25 protein-coding genes, 2 tRNA genes and 1 pseudogene are annotated in these 24350 nt (G+C 36.0%); 14 read left to right on the forward strand and 14 right to left on the reverse strand.

All coding sequences use genetic code 11. The features are described 5' to 3' along the window. Nucleotides 1–89: 89 nt before the first annotated feature. From ABWU36_RS00270 to ubiH, 6 genes are all read left to right on the forward strand, one after another. Complete coding sequence (locus ABWU36_RS00270) at nucleotides 90–1415, forward strand: dihydroorotase (protein WP_353272853.1); 1326 nt, start codon at nucleotides 90–92, stop codon at nucleotides 1413–1415. Nucleotides 1416–2421: 1006 nt separating this feature from the next. After that, a complete protein-coding gene (locus ABWU36_RS00275; RefSeq protein ID WP_264732084.1) occupies nucleotides 2422–3606 on the forward strand; it encodes a dicarboxylate/amino acid:cation symporter in 1185 nt (394 codons plus the stop codon). A 3-nt stretch (nucleotides 3607–3609) separates the two neighbouring features. Then, entirely contained in the window at nucleotides 3610–4206 is a 597-nt protein-coding gene (pyrE, locus tag ABWU36_RS00280) for an orotate phosphoribosyltransferase (RefSeq protein WP_253309661.1), read from the forward strand. Between the two features lie 105 nt (nucleotides 4207–4311). Then, nucleotides 4312–6141, forward strand: a complete 1830-nt coding sequence (gene typA, locus ABWU36_RS00285) for a translational GTPase TypA (RefSeq protein ID WP_253309662.1) — start codon at nucleotides 4312–4314, stop codon at nucleotides 6139–6141. 646 nt (nucleotides 6142–6787) lie between these two features. Then, nucleotides 6788–7798, forward strand: a complete 1011-nt coding sequence (locus ABWU36_RS00290; protein ID WP_253309664.1) for an Mrp/NBP35 family ATP-binding protein — start codon at nucleotides 6788–6790, stop codon at nucleotides 7796–7798. Nucleotides 7799–8327: 529 nt separating this feature from the next. Then, entirely contained in the window at nucleotides 8328–9476 is a 1149-nt protein-coding gene (gene ubiH / locus ABWU36_RS00295; protein WP_353273205.1) for a 2-octaprenyl-6-methoxyphenyl hydroxylase, read from the forward strand. A gap of 120 nt (nucleotides 9477–9596) precedes the next feature. Here the strand turns inward: ubiH and ABWU36_RS00300 are convergent, their stop codons facing one another. Both ABWU36_RS00300 and ABWU36_RS00305 read right to left on the reverse strand, forming a co-directional pair. Next, nucleotides 9597–10598 (reverse strand): gamma-glutamyl-gamma-aminobutyrate hydrolase family protein, encoded by a 1002-nt coding sequence (locus ABWU36_RS00300; RefSeq protein ID WP_353273206.1) that lies wholly within the window; start codon nucleotides 10596–10598, stop codon nucleotides 9597–9599. An 80-nt stretch (nucleotides 10599–10678) separates the two neighbouring features. Next, nucleotides 10679–10751 (reverse strand) — tRNA-Phe (locus tag ABWU36_RS00305). Between the two features lie 81 nt (nucleotides 10752–10832). Here ABWU36_RS00305 and coaD point away from each other — a divergent pair. Then, entirely contained in the window at nucleotides 10833–11339 is a 507-nt protein-coding gene (coaD, locus tag ABWU36_RS00310; RefSeq protein WP_253309665.1) for a pantetheine-phosphate adenylyltransferase, read from the forward strand. A gap of 68 nt (nucleotides 11340–11407) precedes the next feature. Further along, the gene (locus ABWU36_RS00315) at nucleotides 11408–11599 is read left to right on the forward strand and encodes a zinc-finger domain-containing protein (RefSeq protein ID WP_253309666.1); all 192 of its coding nucleotides are present in this window, start codon (nucleotides 11408–11410) and stop codon (nucleotides 11597–11599) included. Nucleotides 11600–11623: 24 nt separating this feature from the next. Here the strand turns inward: ABWU36_RS00315 and ABWU36_RS00320 are convergent, their stop codons facing one another. The 7 genes from ABWU36_RS00320 to rpsB are packed head-to-tail and all read right to left on the reverse strand — an operon-like array spanning nucleotide 11624 to nucleotide 16445. After that, nucleotides 11624–12250: a phosphatidate cytidylyltransferase gene (locus ABWU36_RS00320; protein ID WP_253309667.1), complete on the reverse strand. Its 627-nt coding sequence runs from the start codon at nucleotides 12248–12250 to the stop codon at nucleotides 11624–11626. Then, the gene (gene uppS / locus ABWU36_RS00325) at nucleotides 12240–12935 is read right to left on the reverse strand and encodes a polyprenyl diphosphate synthase (protein WP_015589050.1); all 696 of its coding nucleotides are present in this window, start codon (nucleotides 12933–12935) and stop codon (nucleotides 12240–12242) included. Before uppS ends, ABWU36_RS00320 begins: the two co-directional genes overlap by 11 nt. Next, nucleotides 12936–13439: a hypothetical protein gene (locus ABWU36_RS00330; protein ID WP_264688263.1), complete on the reverse strand. Its 504-nt coding sequence runs from the start codon at nucleotides 13437–13439 to the stop codon at nucleotides 12936–12938. 6 nt (nucleotides 13440–13445) lie between these two features. Beyond that, the gene (gene frr / locus ABWU36_RS00335) at nucleotides 13446–14003 is read right to left on the reverse strand and encodes a ribosome recycling factor (protein WP_164224746.1); all 558 of its coding nucleotides are present in this window, start codon (nucleotides 14001–14003) and stop codon (nucleotides 13446–13448) included. A gap of 7 nt (nucleotides 14004–14010) precedes the next feature. Next, complete coding sequence (gene pyrH / locus ABWU36_RS00340) at nucleotides 14011–14745, reverse strand: UMP kinase (protein ID WP_182182811.1); 735 nt, start codon at nucleotides 14743–14745, stop codon at nucleotides 14011–14013. A gap of 10 nt (nucleotides 14746–14755) precedes the next feature. Then, entirely contained in the window at nucleotides 14756–15616 is an 861-nt protein-coding gene (gene tsf, locus ABWU36_RS00345; protein ID WP_353272854.1) for a translation elongation factor Ts, read from the reverse strand. Next, a complete protein-coding gene (gene rpsB / locus ABWU36_RS00350; protein WP_253309669.1) occupies nucleotides 15597–16445 on the reverse strand; it encodes a 30S ribosomal protein S2 in 849 nt (282 codons plus the stop codon). Before rpsB ends, tsf begins: the two co-directional genes overlap by 20 nt. A gap of 192 nt (nucleotides 16446–16637) precedes the next feature. On the opposite strand from rpsB, the gene ABWU36_RS00355 reads away from it, so the two are divergent. The 5 genes and pseudogenes from ABWU36_RS00355 (at nucleotide 16638) to ABWU36_RS00370 (ending at nucleotide 20963) form a co-directional block, all read left to right on the forward strand. Continuing rightward, a tRNA-Asp gene (locus ABWU36_RS00355) sits at nucleotides 16638–16714 on the forward strand. 132 nt (nucleotides 16715–16846) lie between these two features. After that, entirely contained in the window at nucleotides 16847–17293 is a 447-nt protein-coding gene (gene yajC, locus ABWU36_RS00360; protein WP_353272855.1) for a preprotein translocase subunit YajC, read from the forward strand. 32 nt (nucleotides 17294–17325) lie between these two features. Continuing rightward, a complete protein-coding gene (glmS, locus tag ABWU36_RS00365; protein ID WP_253309670.1) occupies nucleotides 17326–19137 on the forward strand; it encodes a glutamine--fructose-6-phosphate transaminase (isomerizing) in 1812 nt (603 codons plus the stop codon). Between the two features lie 204 nt (nucleotides 19138–19341). Then, a pseudogene (locus ABWU36_RS06795) lies at nucleotides 19342–19478 on the forward strand (IS4 family transposase); the annotation flags it as partial. 375 nt (nucleotides 19479–19853) lie between these two features. Continuing rightward, complete coding sequence (locus tag ABWU36_RS00370; RefSeq protein WP_265044935.1) at nucleotides 19854–20963, forward strand: hypothetical protein; 1110 nt, start codon at nucleotides 19854–19856, stop codon at nucleotides 20961–20963. Between the two features lie 158 nt (nucleotides 20964–21121). Here the strand turns inward: ABWU36_RS00370 and ABWU36_RS00375 are convergent, their stop codons facing one another. Continuing rightward, nucleotides 21122–21346 carry an ankyrin repeat domain-containing protein gene (locus ABWU36_RS00375; RefSeq protein WP_253309672.1) on the reverse strand — a complete coding sequence of 75 codons (225 nt, stop codon included), beginning with the start codon at nucleotides 21344–21346 and terminating at the stop codon, nucleotides 21122–21124. A gap of 2 nt (nucleotides 21347–21348) precedes the next feature. On the opposite strand from ABWU36_RS00375, the gene ABWU36_RS00380 reads away from it, so the two are divergent. Next, nucleotides 21349–21990 carry a latrotoxin-related protein gene (locus ABWU36_RS00380; RefSeq protein WP_265016784.1) on the forward strand — a complete coding sequence of 214 codons (642 nt, stop codon included), beginning with the start codon at nucleotides 21349–21351 and terminating at the stop codon, nucleotides 21988–21990. 34 nt (nucleotides 21991–22024) lie between these two features. Here ABWU36_RS00380 and ABWU36_RS00385 read toward each other — a convergent pair whose 3' ends face one another. From ABWU36_RS00385 to ABWU36_RS00400, 4 genes are all read right to left on the reverse strand, one after another. Beyond that, nucleotides 22025–22801 (reverse strand): Rpn family recombination-promoting nuclease/putative transposase, encoded by a 777-nt coding sequence (locus ABWU36_RS00385; RefSeq protein WP_353272856.1) that lies wholly within the window; start codon nucleotides 22799–22801, stop codon nucleotides 22025–22027. Next, nucleotides 22798–23274: a group II intron maturase-specific domain-containing protein gene (locus tag ABWU36_RS00390; protein ID WP_353273207.1), complete on the reverse strand. Its 477-nt coding sequence runs from the start codon at nucleotides 23272–23274 to the stop codon at nucleotides 22798–22800. The genes ABWU36_RS00385 and ABWU36_RS00390 overlap by 4 nt, the downstream gene beginning before the upstream one ends. Then, on the reverse strand, nucleotides 23274–23948 hold the full coding sequence (locus ABWU36_RS00395) for a reverse transcriptase domain-containing protein (RefSeq protein WP_353272857.1): 675 nt from the start codon (nucleotides 23946–23948) through the stop codon (nucleotides 23274–23276). Before ABWU36_RS00395 ends, ABWU36_RS00390 begins: the two co-directional genes overlap by 1 nt. Nucleotides 23949–24103: 155 nt before the next feature. Continuing rightward, on the reverse strand, nucleotides 24104–24343 hold the full coding sequence (locus ABWU36_RS00400; RefSeq protein WP_253309103.1) for a reverse transcriptase N-terminal domain-containing protein: 240 nt from the start codon (nucleotides 24341–24343) through the stop codon (nucleotides 24104–24106). Between the last annotated feature and the right edge of the window lie 7 nt (nucleotides 24344–24350).

Genomic DNA, 24350 nt, shown 5'->3' on the forward strand with positions numbered 1-24350 from the left:
CAGCTCTCGCAACTTTAGTCTGCGTTTTTATTTGGTTGTATTTTGTTAAAAAAACTTTAGATTTATTTTATAATCGATACTCAAATATAATGACTCAAACTTGGAATTTGCTGCAAACAGGGCAAAAGGAAGGCTATAAAATTGCATATATTAATGCTCGTGTTATCGATCCCGAAACTAAGCTTGATATAAAAGGTTCATTATTGACTGAAGGGGATAAAATTGTTGACTTTGGTGAATCATTATTTTCAACAAGTGGGATCGATGAAACAATAGACTGTAAAGGGCTTGTTCTAATGCCAGGCCTTATTGACATTCACGTACATTTTCGTGAACCAGGCCAAGAACATAAAGAAACTATATATACAGGCAGCAAATCTGCAGCTGCGGGAGGCGTTACAACTGTAGTTTGTCAGCCGAACACTGTTCCAGCAATTGATAGCGTTGTTTTGGCTAAATATTTGAAATATAGAGCACTTGAAACTTCACATGTAAACGTTGAATTTTACGCTAAAATTACCACTTCGGAAGAAAAGTTGACTGAAATGGCACTTTTAAAGGAAGCAGGTGCGGTTGGGTTCACTGATGATGGCATGCCAGTTATGAACCCAATGATTATGAGACAGGCGCTGCTTTATTCAAGTATGCTGGGTGTTCCTATTGCTCAACATGCAGAAGATTTAAATTTATCAGCAGGTGGTGCAATCAACGAAGGTAAAATTTCTGAAGAATTGGGAGTAAAGGGAATCTTGAGTGCGTCAGAATCGGTTATGGTAAATCGTGATATACTGCTCATGAAAGATATGGAAAATGTGCACTACCATATTCTACATGTCTCTTCAAAAGATTCACTTGATGCTATTAAACGTGCGAAAGATTTGGGATTAAATGTTACATGTGAAGTAACCCCTCATCACTTCACTTTGACTGAAAATATAGTAAAACAACATGGAGCAATTGCAAAAATGAACCCTCCGCTTCGCACTGAAGAAGATCGTTTAGCTATGGTTGAAGGTTTAAAGACAGGTGTGATTGATTGCATTGCAACCGATCACGCTCCGCATGATCGTAATTCTAAAGATCTTCCACTTGAAAATGCTGCATTTGGTATTGTTGGCCTTGAAACAATGCTGCCCCTTTCACTTGAACTTTACCACAGTGGGCAAATGGGTCTACTTGATGTGCTTGCAAAATTGACATATAAGCCTGCAGATATAATACACGTATCACGTGGTCGTATACAAAAAAACCTTGCTGCAGACTTAATTTTAGTTGACCTCAATCATGAATGGGAAATTAAAACTGACAACTTTGCTAGTAAATCAAAGAATTCCCCTTTCGATGGGCGCAAAGTAAAAGGGCACGTGGTACGTACTGTTGTGTCTGGCAAAACTATATACTCACAGAAAAGTTAGTTATCATACCTTATCTGTTCCAATTTGTTATCACCAGAATGGGCTAAGTGCACCTGAATTTAAATTAAGAAATATTAGCCAATTCCACTAGACTTCTTGCATAACCATATAATAAACTTTTATTGGGAATAGAAACGAAAAACTTCCTTGACAAACTCCGCCAGCTCCCTTATCATGAAACTGAAGCTAATTATTTACCTTCGCAATCTCTGCAGTGGATTAATAACAAAAAAACTTAATGTATTTGGCGTAAATCATGCTTAATTTTTTGCACTATGTGCACCTCATGTTTTTATAAAACTTTTAGGTTTCTACCTATACAAGCCGAAACGCGCTTATAAAGCGTTTAAGACAGCAAAAGACGTCAAATAGACAAGGGAGAATTTGAATACTAGCTACCTTAGGGTTTCTTTGCCTTTTTTTCCACTTAGTAAATTTCTTAATGTTTGTAATTTAGGTTAGTCGCATTTAAAAGCGGCTGAATCGCGGTTATTAAGCGTTTAGAAAAAAAACGCCAATATTTTGAAGTACATATAAATAACTAGTTAACCATGGGGCTTCTTTTGCCTTTTTTTTATTCGGTAAATTTCTTAATATTTATGGCTAAATGACAATCGTCATCCCGCTGCTTGTTAGCGGGATCTATGTTAAGAGATACCGCGAATGAATCGCGGTATGACGGTTAAGTAGGGTGTCATCCCAGTGCCCAGACATTGGGATCCAGGAAAGTTTGCTTGCTCACAAGCAAACTAGCATAGAAAAACGTTTTCGATGAGATTGCAGAAAGGCTGGATTCCAGTATCTGGGCACTGCCGTCATAAAGGAACCAGTGTCAACTACTCGGATGATACCTTTTTCTACTTAGTTTGGGTTATGCAAGAAGTCTACTGTCTCCGAATAAACGCATCCTCTTATCTTTTCCTAATTTGTAAAGTTATTTTGTCTATCAATCTGATTCCAAAACAGCAAAATTGTTGTATAATGTTACTTTGAAGTTTTATTTTCAATGCACAAGTTTGCAATACTCTTTTCTATACTGTTTGCAATAGTTGCTTACTATTTAAACAGTGAGATTATATTTGAAATAGCAAAGCTGTTTAGTGACATATTTGTTAGTTTGTTGAAATTAATAAGTTTACCTTTAGTTTTTCTATCAATAGTTTCCACAATTTCAGGACTTAAAGACTCAATCGAAATTAAAACCTTAGTTAAGAAAACACTATTTTATACGCTGCTTACAACTATTATAGCTGCGTTTGTTGCATTATTGTTTTACCTGCTAATAGACCCAGTGAAAAAAAATTTCATATGTAACACGATAGGAAGTTTGGATAATAACAATTACAGTTACTTTTCATACTTAAAATCACTCATTCCTTCGAATTTTGTGCAAGTTTTTCTTGAAAATAACGTTATTGGTAGCATATTGATCGCTTTTTTGATGGGTGGAGCTATTGTTTCACTTTCAAAAGAAAAGCAGGACATATTACATCAAATATTCTCTGCACTTTTCGATACGTTACTTAAAATTGCTCAGGGGTTACTAAAGCTTGTTCCACTTGCTGTGTGGTCTTTTATTACATGTTTTTTGCACGAATTAAAAGGTGGTAGCGAGTTCTACAGTCTTTTATGGTATTTTGTTTGCATAATGTCTGCAAATTTTGTGCAGGCATTTCTGATTTTACCGCTACTTATGTGGTATAAAGGCATATCACCAATTCAAACGCTGAAAGGGGTTATGCCGGCACTCACACTTGCGTTTTTTTCTAAATCATCCAGTGCAACATTGCCAACAACTATAGACTGTGTGCAAAATAAGCTAAAGGTGCCAAAGAAATTGTCGTCCTTTATTTTACCAATATGCACAACAATTAATATGAATGCATGTGCTGCATTTATACTAATCACTGTAATGTTTGTTGCAGAGATGAATGGATGCGCATTTTCCTTAAGCGAAATGTTTATATGGATTTTTTTAGCAACTAGTGCAGCAATTGGTAACGCTGGAGTGCCGATGGGGTGCTATTTTATGGCAACCAGTTATCTCATGTCGATGAATGTTCCTCTGCATATTATGGGACTGATTTTGCCTATTTATACAATCATCGATATGTTTGAAACTGCAATAAACGTGTGGTCTGATATTTGTATCACTCAGATAATTAATAAAGAATGTAATAGTGAAACTTAAAAAATGATATTAGACGAAAACAACCTAATAATAAAAGAATTTAAAGAAGCAGAAGCAATTTTGCATGGGCATTTTGTTTTATCTTCTGGATTGCATAGCAATACATATATACAATGCGCTAAAATTTTTGAAAATCCAAGCAGAGCCATGAAAGTTTGCGCATTACTGGCAGATAAAATAAAAAAAGAATTAAATAGCTCCATAGATTTAATATTATCTCCTGCAATTGGCGGAATAGTTGTAGGTTATGAGATTGGCAGGCAGCTTGGAATAAAGACAATGTTTTGCGAGCGCGTTAATGGCAAGTTTGAATTACGCCGTGGATTTAAGATCAAAAAGGGTGAGAAAATATTACTTATCGAGGATGTGATAACCACAGGCAAATCTTCACTTGAAGCAGTGAAATGTGCAGAAGGGGAGGGAGGTAAAGTCATTGCTGAAGCTTCTCTAATAAAGAGGAATAGTGAAACGAAACTGCCTTTTCCTGTCATATCTTTGATTGAACTGAACATCCAAAACTACAGCGAGGAAGAACTTCCAAGTGAATTAAAACAACTACCCATAACAAAACCTGGGAGTAGAGAATATTTAACAAAGTAATCCTATAATATCTTGGAAACACAGCACTTATACACAGCTTTAGTTATTTACTCCAAGTGTATTTTATGTATACTTATTACTAAATTAATTTTGAAATGATAGAAAATGAACGAATTTAAATCGATCCGTAATATAGCAATAATCGCACACGTTGACCACGGTAAAACTACTTTGCTTGATAACATGTTAAAACAAAGTGGCACGTTCCGTGAGAATCAAGAAGTTCAAGAGCGAGTTATGGATAGTGGCGACCAAGAACGTGAGCGCGGAATTACAATACTTGCAAAATGCACATCAATAATGTGGGGTGATGAAAAAATCAATATTATTGATACGCCAGGGCACGCAGACTTTGGTGGAGAAGTAGAAAGGGTATTGTGCATGGCAGATGGTGTGTTGCTGCTGGTTGACGCTGCGGAAGGTCCCATGCCACAAACTAAATTTGTGTTGTCAAAAGCACTAAAAGCAAATTTGAAGCCAATTGTGATAATCAATAAGGTCGACCGACCAGACAGCAGAATTGATGAAGTATTAAATGAAATATATGAGTTATTTTTTAACCTTGATGCAACCAACGAGCAGCTAGATTTTCCAGTGTTGTATGCTTCAGGTAGAAATGGTTGGTGTGCTAAGGAGCTTTCTGATGAAAGAAAAGATTTAAGCCCATTATTTTCAACGGTTATAGATTATATAAAACCTTCTGTTTATGATCAAAATGCCCCTTTTGCTATGTTGGTCACTCTACTTGAGTCTGATAAGTTTCTTGGCAGAATATTGACAGGAAAGGTTTATCAGGGCGTTGCAAAAGTCAATTCAGATCTTAAGGTACTTGATCTGGACGGTAAAGTAATTGAACGAGGGAGATTAACTAAGTTGCTCTCATTTTCTGGCTTGAAACGTATTCCAGTAGAACAAGCTGTGGCGGGAGACATAATTGCAATTGCAGGACTTGAGAAAGCTTCAGTTTCTGACACTATAGCAGTACCAGAGGTTACAACTGCAGTAAGCTCAACTCCAGTTGATCCGCCGACGATGGCGATTACTCTGAGTGTTAATGATTCACCTTTTGCCGGACAAGAGGGAACAAAGCTTACCTCAACCGTTATAAAGGATCGTTTATATGCAGAAGCAGAAACAAATGTTGCAATTACCGTAACTTTGGCATCAAGTGGTGAAGCGTTTGAAGTAGGTGGACGTGGTGAGCTACAGCTTGGAGTGTTAATTGAAAATATGAGGAGAGAAGGTTTTGAGCTTTCAGTATCACGCCCTCGCGTGCTATTTAAGGAAGAAGATGGCAAAAAACTTGAACCTATAGAGGAAGTAGTAATTGATGTAGATGATGAATATAGTGGAATCATCATGGAAAAACTCAGCTTCCGAAAAGGTGAAGTGACTGACATGAGACCTTCTGGTAATGGTAGGACAAGATTAACGTTTTTAGTGCCATCAAGAGGATTAATTGGTTATCAAGGAGAGTTTTTAACTGATTCTCGGGGCACAGGCATAATTAACCGTTTATTTCATAGTTATGCTCCACATAAAGGTCCAATTTCTGGAAGGCGCAATGGAGTTTTAATTTCTACAGATAAGGGTGAGGCTGTGGCGTATGCAATTTTCAATTTGCAAGACAGGGGAATTATGTTTATCAAGCCACAGGATAAGGTATATTGTGGCATGATTGTCGGCCAGCATAGCCGTGACAATGATTTGGAGATAAACGTGCTAAAAGGTAAGCAATTAACAAACGTAAGAGCTTCAGGTAGTGATGAAGCCATAAAACTCACTCCTCCAAAGATAATGACACTGGAGGATATGATAGCGTATATAGATGATGATGAATTGGTGGAAGTAACTCCAAAATCTATACGTTTACGCAAGAAATTCCTTGATCCAAATGAACGTAAGCGTGCAGGAAGGGCAAAGAATAAGGAGTAGAGGTTTCTTTTTGCAGGTAATTTTCGTAGCAGCGTACTATCTCGCTTGTCAAGCGTTTAAAACATAAAAAACGCCAATATTTTAAAGCGGATAATAACCACGGGGCTTCTTTTGCCTTTTTTTTCATTTGGTAAATTTCTTAATGTTTGTAGCTAAAGTAACTTAGGTTCACCGACAACCGTCATCCCACTACGTGTTAGCGGGATCTATGTTAAGAGATACCGCGAATGAATCGCGGTATGACGGTTCGTGGCGGTATGACGGTTCGTGGCGGTATATTCGTCATCCCGCTACGTGTTAGCGGGATCTATGTTAAGAGATACCGCGAATGAATCGCGGTATGACGTGGGACTGCTGTCATTCCAGTGCTCCTTTTTTTGTCATCCCAGTGCGTGACACTGGGATCTAGAAAAAAAGAACCAGTGTCAGCTACTTTCATGACATCATCATAAAGTAAACCAGTGTCAAGCTACTTGGATGACAGGAGAAGGGGCTACTTGGATGACAAGAAAGAGGCTACTTTCATGATACTGTCATAAAGTGAACCAGTACTTGGCTTGTGTTCTAGGCAAAACCTGCTATAACATTTAACATACTGTTTCCGAAACAAATGTTCCGCACTGGGATCTGCTATGTAAGAGGTCTAATGATCAACGAAGAAATTGTAAGAGAGAACTTAAAAAAAGTCATAGAGCAAAAAAGCGGTAAAGATGTGATCGCTCTTGGCATAATATCCTCAATCATTATTAAAGGCGGGGACATTGGTTTTGCGCTTGAAGTTGCCGGTAACACGCAAGCAAACGAAGAATTAAGAAGAAATTGTGAGCAAGCTGTTAAAGCTATACCGGGGGTGACAAAAGTGATCGTGGTTGCTACTTGTCAAAAACAAACTGGGCAACAAAAAGCTAAATTACATATCGAAGGAGTGAAAAATATAATCGTTGTGGCCTCTGGTAAAGGCGGTGTGGGCAAGTCCACAGTTGCGCTAAATCTTGCTCTCTCATTAGCAAAGTTGAAACATAAAGTTGCGCTGGTTGATGCAGATATATATGGTCCTTCAATTCCTAAAATGCTTAGCACTGAAAAATTAAAGCCAGAAATACAGGGTGGAAAAGCAATACCTATAGAAAGGTATGGACTGCATACTATTTCAATCGGCTATTTTGTTGACAAGGATCGTGCAGCAATATGGCGCGGACCTATGATCACAAAAGCACTTTATAATCTGCTCATGGGAACAAAGTGGTCCGATATAGAGTATTTGATAGTTGATACACCACCTGGAACTGGCGATGTGCATTTAAGTCTTATGGAAAATTTTAACTTAACCGGGGCGATAATAGTTTCAACTCCACAGGAGCTCTCTTTAATCGATGCTCGCAAAATTTATGATATGCTTAAAAAGCTCAGTATACCGATTATTGGCATTGTGGAAAATATGAGTTATTTCATTCAAAATGACTCAGAAATATACATATTTGGAAAAGACGGCGCAAAAAGAATGTCTGAGGAGCTGGGCATCAAACTATTAGGCAGGATTCCTCTGGATCCACAAATATGTCATGCTTCTGATTGTGGAAATCCTTTAATGCTAAGTGAAGATTTGGCAGAGATTTATGAAGACATTGCTAAAGATGTTATAGCTAAAGTGGATTAGGTTTACCTATAATTTGAAAAACCGTCATTCCGCTACTAGTTAGCGGAATTTATACCGCGAATGAATCCACAACTGTACGAACATTGTCTACCAGAAGGGTGTCATCCCAGTCTGGGATCCAGGAATTTTATTAAGTATAAAAATAGCTGTTTTATGTTAAAATACAACGTTTTGATGATTATGGAAAGGCTGGATTCCAGACTGGAATGACATCATCCTTTTTTCTGAATTCCAGTGTCAGCTACTTCCATGACATCATTATAAAGTAAAATGAGATCCCAGTGTCACGCACTGGGATGACAAGAAAGGGCTACTGGGATGACAGGGGAGTTGCCTTTTTTCTACTTAGTTTGGGTTATGCAAGAAATCTAATATGATTACTTCTATGCTTAGCCATTTTCAAGACAGGTTCTAAGAGACTTAATTTGTATATAAGAAAACCTTAAAGTCTTTTACTCATAGTATACAAAGTTTGTTTAAACTATTTTCAAAATAGATAAAATATAATTTTACAATTAGCGTGAATAAAATGAATTATGATGTAATCATTTCAGGTGGTGGGTTACTTGGTCTTATTACTGCAATTGGCCTCAGTTGTGACTCTGTGTCTGTAGCTGTGATTGAAAAAAATAGTCTACCACGTGTAGTAGATGACAACCGAGCATTTGCTATTTCTCAAGGCTCGAAAAAAATATTGGAAAAATTAGGGATTTGGCAGTTTATAGAAAGCGAAGCTGAGCCAATACTTGATATATGCATATTAGATGCGGTTACTGTGCATTACAATCATAAAATGGTTGATGAAGAACCAATGGGTTATGTTATTAACAATGCTACTATATGGAATGCAATCAACAATAATTTTCTGAATAAACTAAATATATACTCTCCACATTCCTATAAAACAATTGCTTGTGATTCAGGATATGTGGAAGTTATTCTTGATAATAACCAGGAATTAATATCATCGCTACTTATCTGCGCTGAAGGCAAAAACTCTAAACTACCAGAGTTATTTTCTATACCGACAGTGAAATTTGATTATAAACAAAGTAGCATAGTATTTAATGTAAAGCATGAACTGCATCACCAAAACTTAGCTGTAGAGCGTTTTTTTCCTGGCGGTCCATTTGCAATTCTACCGATGAAGGGTGGCTATACTTCTTCGATAGTTTGGACAGAAAAATCTGGAATTTCAAAAATGCTAATGGATCTGTCTGAAGAAGAATTTATTATAGAGCTCAAAAAAAGATTTGGTTCTTATTTAGGAGAGATAAAATTAGAGGGTGAAAGAAAACTTTATCCTTTAAGTTTTGTTTTCGCAAAAAAGTTATATAAGGGTAGAGTTTTGCTTATCGGCGATGCAGCACATTCAATTCATCCAGTTGCAGGTCAAGGGCTTAATCTTGGAATTAGAGATGTAGAAAGTGTTATAAAGCACATAGTTGCTGCAAAAGCATCTGGTATTGATGTTGGCAGTAGTTATTTATTAAAGAAAATTTCACGTAACAGATACTTTGATAATTTTACAATGGCGCTTGCAACTGATGGATTAAATAGGATGTTCTCCAACAGAATATTCTGCGCTAAAGCACTAAGAAATCTTGGCTTGATTGCAGTTGAAAATTCAAATTTTCTCAAAAAAAGCTTCATTCGGCATGCTATGGGATTTATATAAACTACTATTTTATAGCTAATGCAAGTCATACCGCCGCGGTATCTCTAGATCCCGCTAACAAGCAGCGGGATGACGAATTTGTCGTTTATCAAATCGTTGGTAAATCTAAAGCTATAGCCATTAAGCACGATAAAGAAAATCATTTATAATCGCTATAGCAACTAGTGTAGACACTTGACGTTCCTTGTGATGTGATAAATAGAGGTTTTTATCTGATTTTACAACAAGAGCTTCTGGATGACATTGAAAGTAAATATTACCGTGCTTATCTTCAATAGCCTCTATTACCCCATCACTGGAAAATGCTGCAACTTTATATCCAAGTAACTCCAATTTTCTTCTATTTTCTGGTGTATTACTTACTGCCCCTGAATGAGCATCTGGAAAATATGTTGAAAACCAGCCATTTTCATTAGGTATTAAGAATTTAGCTACTAATTCCGCTAAACGACTGTTTGGAACGATCTTTATCTGCTGGAGAGGTGCATCCTCTTTATGTGGATTAGATGCTGATTTTAAATGAGATCTTCGCTTCTCTTCATCACTCACAACACTCACTACTTCAATTCCCTTTGCATTCATTATGCCTTCACATATGCCAAGTAAATGAATTGCAGGGTTATCATCCACTATTTTTGCAATTGCTTCAGTAACAAGCTGGCGACAAGGAGTGGGTGCTGAGTGTAAATTATCCGGAATAAATATTCTATTTATTTTGTGCTCTTTAATAAACTTTGCAACTTCAATTTTTATTCGGTCTAATGTAAGCTTCTTTGCCAATGTTTCATCTTGTTTTGCGAGATTAAGTGACTCTGTCTGAATTTTTTTAAGGCTAATTATCTTATTATAATCAATCAGTACAGTCTTAACCCCAAAGTTATTAAACATCTCGTAGATATTTTGAGATAGCCCAAGCTCATGTGCTTCTTCCGTTTTCAACAAACCAACAACTATGTCATTATTTACTGTATTTTCTGCCGTCAAGGCAGTTGACGCTGGTTCTTCTTTTCTGGTTACATGTTGAGATGCCGGTTTTTCACTAACGCCAGCATAAGTAATATTGCTTAATAATAGAACTATAATTAATAAGATCTTAAATACTTTATTGTAATATTTATACACCATAACTTGCCTCTCTAATATTTATATTACGATATAGAGTATTTTATAACAAAAAGGCAAATTTGCCAAGAAAGAGAAGGTGGCCTGAGCAGGAATCGAACCAGCGACACAAGGATTTTCAGTCCTTTGCTCTACCAACTGAGCTATCAGGCCAACTGTATACTTTCATTTTTAGATAAAAAATGTTATTATGTCTATCAAAAGTTTTTAAAGTAGTTTATATAAAAATAAAGGATGAACATTAATAACAGAATAGGAATCTACCCTGGCACATTTGACCCTATAACTTTTGGGCATATTGACATAATCAAAAGAGCGTGTAAACTAGTCGATAAATTAATAATAGGAGTTGCAGAAAACGTTAATAAGCATGTTGCCTTTGACACAAAGCTACGCACAAGCATGGCTGAAAGTGAAATCAAAGGGCTAGGAATTGATGCAGATGTTATATCTTTTAATGGGTTGCTAGTGAAGTTTGCCAAAGAGCAGAATGCTTCTGTTATTATTAGAGGATTAAGAGCAGTATCGGATTTTGATTACGAGTTTCAAATGAGTTGGGTAAATTATAAACTTCTTCCTGAAATCGAAACCATATTTCTTCCTGCTTCTGAAGATACTCAATTTATCTCATCAAGTTTTGTAAAGGAAATAGCAAGATTAGGAGAAGATGTTAGCAAATTTGTATCAAAAGGCGTTCAAAACGAATTGATTAACCTGAATAGGATAAAAAATGGAGAATAGTGCTTGTTGTTTTTTATTTCTGAATGGGTATATTCAATATATAAAATGTTATAAGCTAAAGGAGTAGCATGTCAAAAGTGAGGGTTAATAATAGAAAAGTTTGTTGTCATGGTGATGAGAATAATGAGGGTTCCGGCCATCCATTAATATATTTAGATATGGGAGAAGAAGAGGAAATAGCCTGCCCTTATTGTGAAAAGACGTTTGTCCATGACTGTACTGTAGAAGCGGTTGGGGAGCTGACTAGGGATGACCTCTAATGGCACTTTGTTTCTTCTGCAGACTTAGCTTATGTAAATAGCAAGAAGAGGGGCAGTAAAAATGAAACTATCCATACGATCGAGCACTCCTCCATGGCCAGGTATCATACTTCCACTATCTTTAACACCGTAAGCTCTTTTAACAAGCGACTCAGTGAAATCGCCAAGTTGCGCTAGAATAGCGATTGCAAGGCCAATGATTGGAGAATAAAAAATTGAAAATAGACCAAAAAATATTGATCCAAAAATTGTGCACACTACTCCAGCTAAAATCGCACCAAGAAGTCCTGTCCAAGTTTTTCCAGGGCTAAGAATTGGGCAAATTTTAGCTCCACCAAAATTCTTACCAAATAGGTAGGCAGTAATGTCAATTCCCCAAATGGTTAAGACGAACCATACTAATGCGTATTTTCCCTGTGGTAGATTATATAAATATATTAATGAGGCGCTTGGTAGTGCAATCAATAATAATGCGAAAACGTATAAAATTTTGTTTCCTTGGGTTAGATTATACCATTCAAAAGAAGATAAAACTGCTATTGAAAAAATCAATAGGTAAAACGATAAATCACTGAAATATGTAGCAAAGGAAAATATGAATAATATTACTATTGAGGACAACATTCTAATTATAAAATTATTATCTACCATATTTTTTCTCTCTTTTTGTATAATCTTCTAATGCTTTACTCAAATCTTGACAAGAAAAATCAGGCCATAAAGTATCACAAAAATACAATTCAGCATAAGCTGCTTGCCATAATAAAAAGTTGCTTAATCTTTTTTCGCCGCCAGTGCGAATTAATAAATCCAATTTTGGCAGATCTTTAGTATACAGAAATTTTTCAAATTCCTCTTCTGATACATAAGCAATATTTTCTTTTATAATATTGCTTATAGCTTGTGTAATTTCTTGCTTTGCTCCGTAACTGACTGCCACAGTGAGTAATAAACCATCGTTCTTATGTGTCATTTCTTCTGCTTTTTTAATTTGATCCAATATTTTACTGGATAACAGACTTAAATTGCCAATAAAATTCAACTTAATGTTACAGTTGCAAATGAAATTGACTTTATCTTCATTAGTTAAAACGGAGTAAAATAAATCAAATAGACAGTCAGTTTCGTTTTTGGGTCTAAGCCAATTCTCCATAGAGAATGCATACAAAGTTAAGTAGGGTATGGTTAGGTCCGTACAATACTTGGCAATATCGTATGCAACTTCACTGCCCTTTTTATAACCATCAATTTTTACCTTTCCTTGATTGTTCGCCCATCTACCATTACCATCCATAATAATTGCTAAATGTTTCGGTAAAGATTCTTGATTCAACATTTAAAGTTCACCTAAACCACCCGATATCATCTGAGTGCTTAACATATCACTGTACAAAAATAGTGATTTAGTAGCAATCTCTACTTGAAAGGTGTCATCCCAGTAGCCCTTTTTCCTGTCATCCCAGTGCGTGACACTGGGATCTAAGTATAAAAATATTTGCAAATTATGCAATGAACAACAGATTCTTGGGGCATATAATGTCCATGATGAAAATAAGATGTATCCCAGTGTCACGCACTGGGATGACAGGAAAGAGGGAAATGGATAACAGATTCTTAGAGCATATAATGTCCATGATGAAAATAAGATGTATCCCAGTGTTACGCACTGGGATGACAGGGAAAAAAGGCACTGGGATGACAAAAAAGAGGACACTGGAATGACATCATTTACTGTATAATACTGTGCAATATTGCAACGTTCATACAGTTGTGTGTCGACTACCTCCATGACACCTTTGCATATAATTTTTTCTTTTTCACTACTGAAGGTTTCTTTCATATTACCTTAGTGATGCAATATATCCTTTTCTTTGATGGACAATTCACCATCAATCTTTTTTATATTATCATCAGTAATATTTTGTATTTCCTTCTTAGCACCATGAAAATCATCTTCTGAGATCTCCTTATTTCCCTTCATTTTCTCTATTTCTTCCATAACATCTCTGCGTATATTTCTGATGGCAATCCGCGCATTTTCAGAAAACTGATGCAATAATTTTACTAATTTTTCACGGGTTTCTTGTGTTAAATCCGGAAGAGCTATACGTATGGTATTGCCCTCAACAACAGGATTTAAATTCAAGTTGGCATTTAATATAGCATTTTTCACTTCACCTACAACATTAATATCCCAAACTTTAATTGATAGGGTTTTGTTATCTATAACTGAAACGCCTGCAACCTGATTTAACTTTTGATGTCCACCATAGATATTTACAACTATACCATCAAGCAACGATGCGCTAGCTCTACCAGTGCGTACGCCTTTAATATCATCATGAAAGGACTGAATAGTTTTTAGCATTCTTTCTTTTGTTTTAGCTTTTATTTCATTTAACATAAATTACCTACTGTTTACAATCTGAAACTATAGTATAAGTACCTTGACCCTTAATAATATTGACTATTTTTTCTCCCTTCAAAGAAAAAACTATAATTGGAATAGAATTCTCACGAGCAAGTGAAATTGCTGATGCATCCATAACTTTTAAATCACGAGTCAATAAATCCGTGTAAGAAAGCCTATCATACATTACAGCATCCTCATTTTTTTTCGGATCAGCGGAGTATACACCATTTACTTGTGTACCCTTTAGAATAACATCACAATTCATTTCAACAGCACGTAAGGCTGCAGCTGTATCTGTAGTAAAAAATGGGTTGCCTGTGCCTGCTGCAAAAATTACCACTCTACCTTTTTCTAAATGACGAATAGCTTTCCTTCTTATGTAAGGTTCACATACAGTGGCCATGGGTATTGCAGATAATACCCTAGAAGCTACTAAATTTTTTTCTAAAAAGTTTTGTAAAATTAAAGCATTGATTATAGTTGCAAGCATTCCAATATAATCACTGCTTGCTCTTTCACAGCCACTTAAAGACGCAGATGCGCCACGAAAGATATTACCACCACCAACAACAATACATACCTGAACTCCAAGCCTGTTAACATCAGCTATATCTTTGCATAATTGGCTTATTATTCCCATATCATGGCCAAAAGACTGTGACCCCATCAAAGCTTCACCAGAGATCTTCAATAACACTCTAGAGTATTTTACTTTATCTGCTAAGGAAGACATTTCTTGCCATTTAGTTTGCACTGCCCAAAACAAGTAACTTGTAATCAGATAATTTAATAGCACTCACCTCGCTTGATTTTATAAAATCAGAAACCTTCATTTTATCATCTTTTATGAACTTTTGTTCTAGTAAAACAACTTCTTCATAGTACTTAGCCATTCGTCCATCTACTATTTTTTTTGCTACTTCTTCAGGTTTATTTAAGCTCCTTACTTGCTCTTCAATTATAGAACGTTCATTTTTCAACTTCATTTGATCTAAATCATCTATAGACAAAGCTTCAGGCTTCATAGCAACTATGTGCATCGCTATTTGTTTTCCAATTTCCTGTAACTTTGCCTTATCACCGGGTGATTGCAATGCAACTAAAGCGCCAGTTTTACCTAAACCACGTACATCACCGTGTACATAACCAGCAACAACTCCATCCTTAGCCTCTAGGTAACAAAGCTTGCTCAACTCTAACTTTTCACCAAGAACTGACGTACCATTCATAATAGCTTCCTGCACTGTGCCAATGCTTTCATACTTGGCATTTTTTAACTCATCAACGCTGATACAGCGTTCTTGATGAGCAATTGATGCTAAATTTGAAACTAACTCTATAAATTTCTCATTCCTTGCAACAAAATCGGTTTCGCAATTGAGTTCAACCAATGCACCATAATTTTCAGTCAAACACATAGCAACGAGCCCATCTGAAGCTACTCTATCAGATTTTTTGTCAGCTTTAGCAAGACCTATTGTACGCAACTTATCAACGGCTTTCTTGATGTCACCATCACATTCTTCTAATGCTTTTTTACAGTCACTTAAGCCAAGCCCTGTCCTATCACGTAATTCCCTTATATTATCTGGATTCATCTTCATTTGTTACTACCTCCCTTTCTTCTTCTTTGTAAACTTTACTACGTTTCCTTTTAGTTTGCACAATACTATCTTCTTTTTCTTGAATAAACTCATCACCTTTTATATTATCAATCTTAACTCCAGATCTTGCTAGACTAGACTCTATTCCAGCTAATATAGAGTCGGTAGCTAATTTACAATAGAGCTCTATTGATTTTCTTGAGTCATCATTTCCAGGTATTAGATAAGTAATATCATCTGGATCAGAATTAGTATCAAGTATTGCAACTATTGGAATTCCTAACTTTTTAGCCTCCTTAACCGCAATATGCTCTTTATTAGTATCAATGATGAATAAGATATCAGGAATTGCTCCCATTTCTCTAATACCACCAAGCGCCTTATCAAGCTTTTGCTTTTTCTTTTCAATGTTCCCCAATTCTTTCTTTGTTAAAATGCTATCCTCGTCATTTAATATTTTCTCATATTGTATCAAGGTTTTTATCGAAGAAGAAACAGTGCCCCAATTAGTAAGCATACCACCAAGCCATCGATGATTCACATAATATTGACCACAACGAATCGCTTCACTTGCAATAATATCAAAAGCTTGAAACTTTGTACCAACAAATAGAATGCGACCACCTTGAGATGCAACGTCATATAAAGCCTTCATGGCCACCTGTAGCAATGGTAATGTTTTTCGCAAGTCAATTATATGTATACGATTTTCTTGATGCACTCCATATATGTATGGAGCCATTTTTGCGTTCCAGCGACTAATTTTGTGACCAAAATGTACACCAGATTCGGCTAAATCACGCACAGTGACTTCAGGCAAATTTGTCATATATCATTCCTCCAAATAGTTTATCTTCCATGGCATAACCCTAATGGGACTACTTGTACAAGCCATGTGTGAAATTAAATTATTTACATAGTAATAGAAAAGACAGCAAAGCGCAAACAAAAAATATTGACAAAGGGCAACATGTTTATTAGCTTTAAAGTCGAAGCCTGAAAACGCTAAAAAGAAATTAGGGGGGGTGTAGCTCAGTTGGTTAGAGCGCATGCCTGTCACGCATGAGGTCGTGAGTTCAAGTCTCATCACTCCCGCCATAGTGGTTTTAGCATAATCTAAAATCCGCAATATTATTGCCGGTATTTAGAAACGTTTTCACCAGACATGGCATGGTATTGTAATTAATACTTAAATAGGTTTGTTTTTATCATTAACAATTAGGATTAAATATGCTCATTTCTGAAGTTTTTGCAGCAGATGCAACTAGCAATGCATCAAGTATCGGCGCATCTTTTGCTAGTTTTATTCCATTGATTTTAATATTTGTGGTATTTTATTTTCTTATTATTCGCCCAAACCACAAAAAACTAAAAGAACATAGAAAAATTATAGATCAAATAAAACGTGGTGATACAGTCATTACTTCTGGCGGGATAATAGGTGAAGTTAATAAAGTTGATGAGGCAAATGCACAATTTATAATAGAAATAGCACCAAAAATTGAGGTGAAAGTCCTAAAGTCCGCTATATCTGAAGTTTTAAACAAAGAAACTCAAAAAGTGGCAGCTAAACCAATTGAAAAAGGCAAAATCGAAAAGAGTGATAAAAAGAATAAAAATCAACCACCAGAGGAAAGTAAAAAGGGAAAAGATGATAAAGGCAAAAATGCTGCATAACTTTAAAAGAAAGTTCATTTGGTGATCCATTTGTGTGCGGAATATTTGGTGTAGTAAGTAGCGGTGATTCAGTAATACCAACTTTACTAACTGGGTTGCAAAAATTGGAATATAGGGGATATGATTCCTCAGGTATAGCAATCATAAATAACGAAGGCGAGATAGAAGTCAAAAAATCAGAAGGTAAAGTTAAAAGATTGTATGAAGTTGTTGATGAAAGCAAGATGTCTCACAGTACAGTTGGTATAGCACATACTCGCTGGGCTACACATGGAGTTCCAGGCCTTAAAAATGCTCATCCCATTCATACAAATAATGTTGTTGTTGCTCATAACGGCATAATTGAGAATTACAATCTGCTAAAAAAGGGTCTAGAAGAAAGGGGAATGTTATTCCATACTGATACTGACACAGAGATCATACCAAATATGCTAACCTTATATCTTGATGAAGGATTGTCGCCAGTTGATTCTCTATTTAAGTGTTTAAACAACTTACATGGCTCATTTGCCTTGGTCTTATTATTTGCAGAATATCCAGATGCCTTATTTGTTGCGAAGAGAAATTTGCCTTTAGCAATAGGCTATAACTGTAACACAGTGTTTGCTGCATCTGACTCTAATGCTTTAAGTGCATTTGTGGAAAGAATATCGTATTTGGAAGATGGTGACATTGCAGTGATAAAATCTAGTGGAGTTAGTATATACAACAATGGTACACAAGTTAAACGTAGTATAGAAAATAGTAGTCCAAGTGATTTTCTAATTAGCAAAAATGGGTATCCTAGCTTCATGTTAAAAGAGATTTTTGAGCAACCGCGTGCATTAAACAAAACAATAAATCAATTTTACAAGCAATATAAAGAGGTCAACAAAAAATTGTTTTCTGAGCGGAGTTACATTACTATAGTTGGATGCGGGTCATCTTATTTTGCCGGGCTAATAGCAAAATATTGGCTGGAAAGTGTCGCTCAAGTTCGAGTATATCTAGAAATCTCATCAGAATTTAGGTATAGCAACGTCAAGCTAGAAGAAGGCAGCATTGGGTTATTCATCTCTCAATCTGGCGAAACTGCAGATACCATAGAAGCGCTGCGTTATGCGAAATCACAGAAGCAAACAATCATTAGTATAACTAACACATTTAACAGCAGCATTGAAAAGATCTCAGATATTGTGTTACATACTCTTGCTGGGCCAGAAATTGGTGTTGCTTCAACAAAAACCTTTTCTGCGCAACTTGCAACTTTAGCATGCTTTGCCGTGGAGCTTGGAAAAATAAAAGGTATACTGGGTGGAGAGAGAATAAAACAGCTAAGCAGTGCTATCAATTCTATTCCCGAGTATGTTGAGCACGTTTTGAATGTGATGCAAATACAACATATATCAGGTAGTATATTAGAGCACAATAACGTTATTTTAATTGGCAGAGGAAGTTCATACGGAGTTGCAATGGAAGGTGCATTGAAGATAAAAGAGCTTTCATACATCAATACAATTGGTATTGCAGCGGGAGAAATGAAGCACGGTTCTATTGCTTTAATAGACTCTACTGTGCTTGTTATAGCAATTATCCCTTATGATAGTTTATTCTTTAAAACGCTATCTAATATACAAGAGATTATTGCAAGAAAAGGCAAAGTAATTGCCTTCAGTGATAAGCAAGGAGCGCCATTCCTAAGGGGAGTTTGCGCAGATGTGGTGCAACTTCCAGACACTGATAATTTTATCTCTCCTATCATCTATAGTGTTGCTATGCAATTCCTTGCTTACTATACTGCAGCAAAAAAAGGGTTAGATGCCGATTGTCCAAGAAATTTAGCTAAGTCTGTCACGGTTGAGTAGTCCATTTAAAGTTAAAGCTAGACTTCTAATTAAGGTAACCGTTCACTCAATGGCGTCAACTTAAGGAAAAATGTCTGCGATTGTGTGTAAAATTTCTCTCTAAAATTTTTACCATTAAATTACCCAAAAGCTGCAATAAACAGCACTTTTGTTTCTGTTTTATTTCAACAAAGAAGTCTAAAATGTGTCCTTTTTAGGTGAAACATGCAAAAAGGGAAAAATCTTATTTTACAAATTAAAAATACAATATACTCGAAAACTTTTCAGAAGATCCATTTTGTTGGAAAAAAAGTTTCACACGCACAAGAAAACTTCCTTTTACGACAGTATTAGACTTCCTGCATAACCAATAACGAACTTTTATTGGGAATAGAGACGAAAAAACCTACTTGACAAACTCCGCCAGCCCCCCTTATCATGGTATTGAAGGTATTCATTTATCTTCAATCTGTGCAGATTAAACGACAACAGACTCTTGTTTCAATGTTAAACAAAATACCATAGAACTCAAGAAGACAATTCCTAGAAAATTTCTACATCCAAAAAAAGGCAAATCGTCTTAATGCTGTTTCAATGTAAAAGATAAGCTAAATTTTTACAAGGAAAACATTTCAAGCAGCAAGACACCTTTGATTGAAAAAGAGCACCAAATTTATGGAGCGAGCAACTGCAACTACTACAACTAAATCAATAAATCTTAATAGGGGAAAAACATTATGAAAACGTCAAAACTGACATTAGTATGTGATATATATGAGTTAACAAATAAAGATGGAAAGAATATTCAAAAGCTAGCAAGAGAAATAGAGGAAGGGAAAGGTATTGCTGGAAGGTTCAGAAATGGAATATTTAAAAAATCCAGCTATAACGTAAGCACGATTCTTTTAGCAAAAATAACTTACAAGTATCAGGGTAGAGAGGAGACATTATCACTACTACATTATGCTATAAGTCATAAAAATAATCAAGCTGTAAAAGATCTTTTAGAAGAAGCCAAAAAACAAAAACTATTAAAGGAAGTTCTGAATGAAGAGATGACCACAAAACATTCAGATGGTCGGGAAGAAATTCATACAATACTTACAGATGCTATATCACGTAGAGACAATGACATGATTAGAGCAGTGTTAAAGATCTCTGAGGAAAATGGTATCTTGAAAGAGATTGTCAAAAAAAGAATAACGATAAAACATTCAAATGGTGAGGAAATGACTTACACCCCATTTACCTATGCTGAAGCACGTAAAAATAGTGAGGCTGTAGAAGAAATCTTAAAATTCTCCGGAGAACTTTTTAATAAGAGAGCAACCCAGAAGCCCACTGTTGTAACAGCCAAAACTACTACAGCTAAAGATGAAAATAGTAAGGAAGTGCATGAAGTATGTAAATATAGTGTAATAAATATAGAGCATAAAGATGCTACTCACGTAATTGATAAAGCTACAGAAACTGACACTAAATTATGTAATATAAATAGTGAAGATCTTCAACCTATATGTGAAAGCAGCGAAGAAGTGCAAAATGATTCAACTACTGTAGAGCCAACTTCCGTTGATAGAGCTGACAGCCCATCTTTCGCTGAGCCATGTAGTGGATCTGGCAACACTGTGACCCTCAACACGGCAAAGACAGGCAATCGTAGCAGGTATTGTTGGCACAGCGTTATTGGTGAGCGGTGTTGTATTTTATGTTTTGAAAATCGATGTCACAGTAGCAGTAGCTGTGGGAGTAGTTGGATTGGTGTGTATGAGCTTTGCGCTGTACAATATCATAAACCCCAACACCAAGCTCGAGAAAGTGGAAGATATAGAACAGCTAATTGTTGAGTCTTCTTTGAATCCAACATAAAAGTGTATATTCAAAAAATCATAATCATCAAGAAAATAATTTCTTAAGAAGAATCTCTAAATTATTAACTCAATATTTATTTCCCTGCTATTTCTCCTTACCTTGAGCGTATGAGGTTTTGAATAGCTCCCAAAAATCACTTCTGCAACCTAGTATTGCCACTACAGGTAGAAACTCCTTCAAGACTAGAGTTAGGAGTAGGTAATAGTACATTAAAAAATTCTATAATATCTTGCTTGTTTTGTGCAATAGCTAAACCCATAGGGGTATTTTTATAATTATCTTCAACATTAATATTAGCCCCTTTTTCCACAAGAAACTTGGCTGTATCTAAGTGACCATAAGAAGCAGCAAAGTGCAAAGGTGTTGCACCATTCTGGGCTTGAGCATGAATGTTGGCCTCCTCAGTTTATCTCTTCTCCTTTTAAGCCAGCTATAGATATGAAGCATTCCCAACCTTCTAAAGCTATTACAGCTCAAGGTATTGATACAAATGGTACACTTCTTTTATTAGATGTATTTATAAGAAAAGTTACAGGCCAAAAGTATATTTCTAACGATATAAGGAGTATTTCTGAACAGGAAGCGCAAATTTATGCATTACCTATTGCAAAAGAATTTGAACAAGCATTAGAGGGTGCTGCTATTGAGTCAGGAATACCAGTTACAAATCTAAAATTTAATCCTGTAGAAGTATTCTTAAAGGTGGCCGGGCAAATAAGAAGTGGTAAATTCTCTGAAATATCAAAAACCTTATACTCATCTGCAAAAGAAGCTTGTCCAGAGTTTGAACAAACTGGTGAGTTTCTAGTTCATGTGAAAAGCCATCTAGAAGAGTTTTTAGCTAAAAAGGAAACTGTATTTCTACAACAAAAGCAGACTGCAGATCAGCCAACATCTAGTGTTTCAAGGAAAGTAGTTGCAATGGAGCCATCTAAAAAGCCTGATACCTTCTTAAGCGATACATCAGTAGTTAAAGGCATAAAGCATGTTTTAGGGCTATGAAATCCCTCTTTTGTGAAGAGCTTAACAAAAATGGTTAAAAAGTATTTTCTTCCTGAAGTTGTTTTATTTCAGCTTTAGGAAGACCGGTCGCTTGGGAGATGGTATCAATGGAAACGCCAGCCTTAAGTAGGTTTTTTGCGACTTCAATATCCCTATCTTTTCTGCCCTCTTCCCTACCTTCCGCTCTGCCTTTTTCAGTAGCATCATCAATTTTTTGAGCGAGGACAGCCTGTTCATCAAGAATACGTTTTATTTCCTGTTCGTAGGCAATAAATTCTTTCTCTGACCAATTGAATCTATTTAGCTCTTCATAGGCCTTTTTAATTATTACATCACTACCTATTATTTTTTCCAGCTCTTCTTCACTAGTCTCATCTGCATATTTAAAGAAGTATATCCATTTTTCAACTATATTTTCTAACTGATCTTCTTTTGTTTTCGGAAATTTTGGCAATTCAATAAATATAAAATAAAAATCTTTTAGATCGTGTTCATTAGTGTCTTCATCTCGAATAGTATGCTTTGATTTGTACTCAGATTTATTAGGAAACAGTACACAATCTGCTATAGCAATGAAGATAATTTCCTTAAGGTCATGGTATTGATCGCCCTTGTCAGCCTGTCTTGAATAGGCTTTGGCAGCATAGTATTGGGCGCGTTTTTCAAAGCCTTTAGTTTTAGCGACCTGGTTAGGTAAGGAAGTAGTATTACTACTACTCCCTCCCTTAGAAACGCAGCATGCAGGTTTCCCAGCACTGCGCTTGAGCCCCTTATCTAAGTTCTTCTTTTCTCGAACCGGCTTGTCTTTCATGATTCCTCGGAAAACAGCATCTTTAGTGGTGACACTAACAGTAGAGAACCTTCTCTTGAGAAAGAGCTTGCTAACATTCTTGTTCGTTTCACTCTTTTATCAAAATACTTTTTCCATTTTAAGTCAAGTGGATTTGCATCCGCCCTGATTTTAATATGACGTCTAATAGGAATATCGCTTAGTTTGAGTAAGCTCATAAACCTTATTTCCTTTGGTTTGTTCTTGCATACAGAAATAGCAAAGACCCATTGACGATGATTCGTTACTTTGAAGTAGCGATTCTTTATCCAACGTAACCCTTTACGGGGATGTCTTTTCTTTGCCCATTTCCATAAACTATGCCAAATTTCATTGTCGATCTTACTAAACGCTTTTTTAGCACACACATGACGGTAATAGTTTCCCCATCCTCTTAGTAGAGGATTGAGTGATTTAATTACTACAGCTTGTGAACTACCTATATTTGCTTTTATTAATGCACGCGCTTTTTAAGAAACCTCTTAACACTTTCCTTCGAAGGCGTAATAATTAATCTCTTGCTGTATCTACGTACATTACAACCGAGAAAATCGAACCCTTTTGTAATAAATGTAATCTTTGTCTTTTCTTCTGACAGAGCTAGACCTCTCTCACAAAGGAAGGATGATACTAATGGCTTGACTTCATCTTCCAGTACTTCACATGTGTTTCCTGAGATGATAAAGTCATCTGCGTATCTGATTAAATTTACTCCACTTCTGATTTTTTCTCTTCTTTTGCTACCTAGTTTACCAAAACGACTTTCTAATAATTTTTCAAGACCATCTAAGGTAAAGTTAGCTAGTACTGGAGAGATTATACCTCCTTGCGGGGTACCAGCAGTTGTGGGGTACAAGGTTTTTGATTCTAGGAAACCAGCCTTTAACCAACTATGGAGAATTTTTCTCTCCATAGGAATGTGCTTCATAAGCCATTCATGGTTAATGTTGTCAAAGCACCCTTTGATATCACCTTCTAGTATCCATTGTGGTCGATTGCGCCTTGCCAGTAATAAGTGACAAGCAACAATAGCATCCGCGCAGGATCTTTTAGATCTAAAGCCATAAGAGTGACGATCACTGATTGTTTCAGCTATCGGTTCCAGAGCAAACAAATATAATGCTTGCATGGCTCTATCTTTTATCGTGGGTATTCCAAGAGGTCTTCTTTTGCCATTAGATTTACTGATATAAATTCGTTTTAGCGGAGAAGGTTTATACCCTCTTTGTTTTAACTGCTTTATTCCTTGAAATTTAGCATTGTAAGTTGACCATAGTTGACGATCTACACCTGCTGTGTTTTTCCTTGGTTTTCAGTTACTCTTTTAATGGCTAAAGCTTTTCCACTAAAAGAGCGTGTTAAGAGATGTTGTAAAGATTTTACCTTACTCCATCTTCCTTCTTGAACAGCCTTAACAATACGCCTTTGTAGCCTCATAACAACCTTTTGGCATTTCTTCCATGGCAACTGGTTCCATGCTTCGGAGCTGTTGGTAGGTGCACTTACAGTTTTACTTGTAATCATCTGCTTT

The sequence above is a fragment of the Wolbachia endosymbiont (group A) of Portevinia maculata genome, from assembly GCF_964028525.1.
GTDB lineage: Bacteria > Pseudomonadota > Alphaproteobacteria > Rickettsiales > Anaplasmataceae > Wolbachia.

Coding starts and splice junctions, on each gene's coding strand:
- ABWU36_RS00270 (WP_353272853.1), top strand. CDS start 90: ATGACTCAAACTTGGAATTTGCTGCAAACAGGGCAAAAGGAAGGCTAT.
- ABWU36_RS00275 (WP_264732084.1), top strand. CDS start 2,422: ATGCACAAGTTTGCAATACTCTTTTCTATACTGTTTGCAATAGTTGCT.
- pyrE (WP_253309661.1), top strand. CDS start 3,610: ATGATATTAGACGAAAACAACCTAATAATAAAAGAATTTAAAGAAGCA.
- typA (WP_253309662.1), top strand. CDS start 4,312: ATGAACGAATTTAAATCGATCCGTAATATAGCAATAATCGCACACGTT.
- ABWU36_RS00290 (WP_253309664.1), top strand. CDS start 6,788: ATGATCAACGAAGAAATTGTAAGAGAGAACTTAAAAAAAGTCATAGAG.
- ubiH (WP_353273205.1), top strand. CDS start 8,328: ATGAATTATGATGTAATCATTTCAGGTGGTGGGTTACTTGGTCTTATT.
- coaD (WP_253309665.1), top strand. CDS start 10,833: ATGAACATTAATAACAGAATAGGAATCTACCCTGGCACATTTGACCCT.
- ABWU36_RS00315 (WP_253309666.1), top strand. CDS start 11,408: ATGTCAAAAGTGAGGGTTAATAATAGAAAAGTTTGTTGTCATGGTGAT.
- ABWU36_RS00320 (WP_253309667.1), bottom strand. CDS start 12,250: ATGGTAGATAATAATTTTATAATTAGAATGTTGTCCTCAATAGTAATA.
- uppS (WP_015589050.1), bottom strand. CDS start 12,935: ATGTTGAATCAAGAATCTTTACCGAAACATTTAGCAATTATTATGGAT.
- ABWU36_RS00330 (WP_264688263.1), bottom strand. CDS start 13,439: ATGAAAGAAACCTTCAGTAGTGAAAAAGAAAAAATTATATGCAAAGGT.
- frr (WP_164224746.1), bottom strand. CDS start 14,003: ATGTTAAATGAAATAAAAGCTAAAACAAAAGAAAGAATGCTAAAAACT.
- pyrH (WP_182182811.1), bottom strand. CDS start 14,745: ATGTCTTCCTTAGCAGATAAAGTAAAATACTCTAGAGTGTTATTGAAG.
- tsf (WP_353272854.1), bottom strand. CDS start 15,616: ATGAAGATGAATCCAGATAATATAAGGGAATTACGTGATAGGACAGGG.
- rpsB (WP_253309669.1), bottom strand. CDS start 16,445: ATGACAAATTTGCCTGAAGTCACTGTGCGTGATTTAGCCGAATCTGGT.
- yajC (WP_353272855.1), top strand. CDS start 16,847: ATGCTCATTTCTGAAGTTTTTGCAGCAGATGCAACTAGCAATGCATCA.
- ABWU36_RS00370 (WP_265044935.1), top strand. CDS start 19,854: ATGAAAACGTCAAAACTGACATTAGTATGTGATATATATGAGTTAACA.
- ABWU36_RS00385 (WP_353272856.1), bottom strand. CDS start 22,801: ATGAAAGACAAGCCGGTTCGAGAAAAGAAGAACTTAGATAAGGGGCTC.
- ABWU36_RS00395 (WP_353272857.1), bottom strand. CDS start 23,948: ATGCAAGCATTATATTTGTTTGCTCTGGAACCGATAGCTGAAACAATC.
- ABWU36_RS00400 (WP_253309103.1), bottom strand. CDS start 24,343: ATGATTACAAGTAAAACTGTAAGTGCACCTACCAACAGCTCCGAAGCA.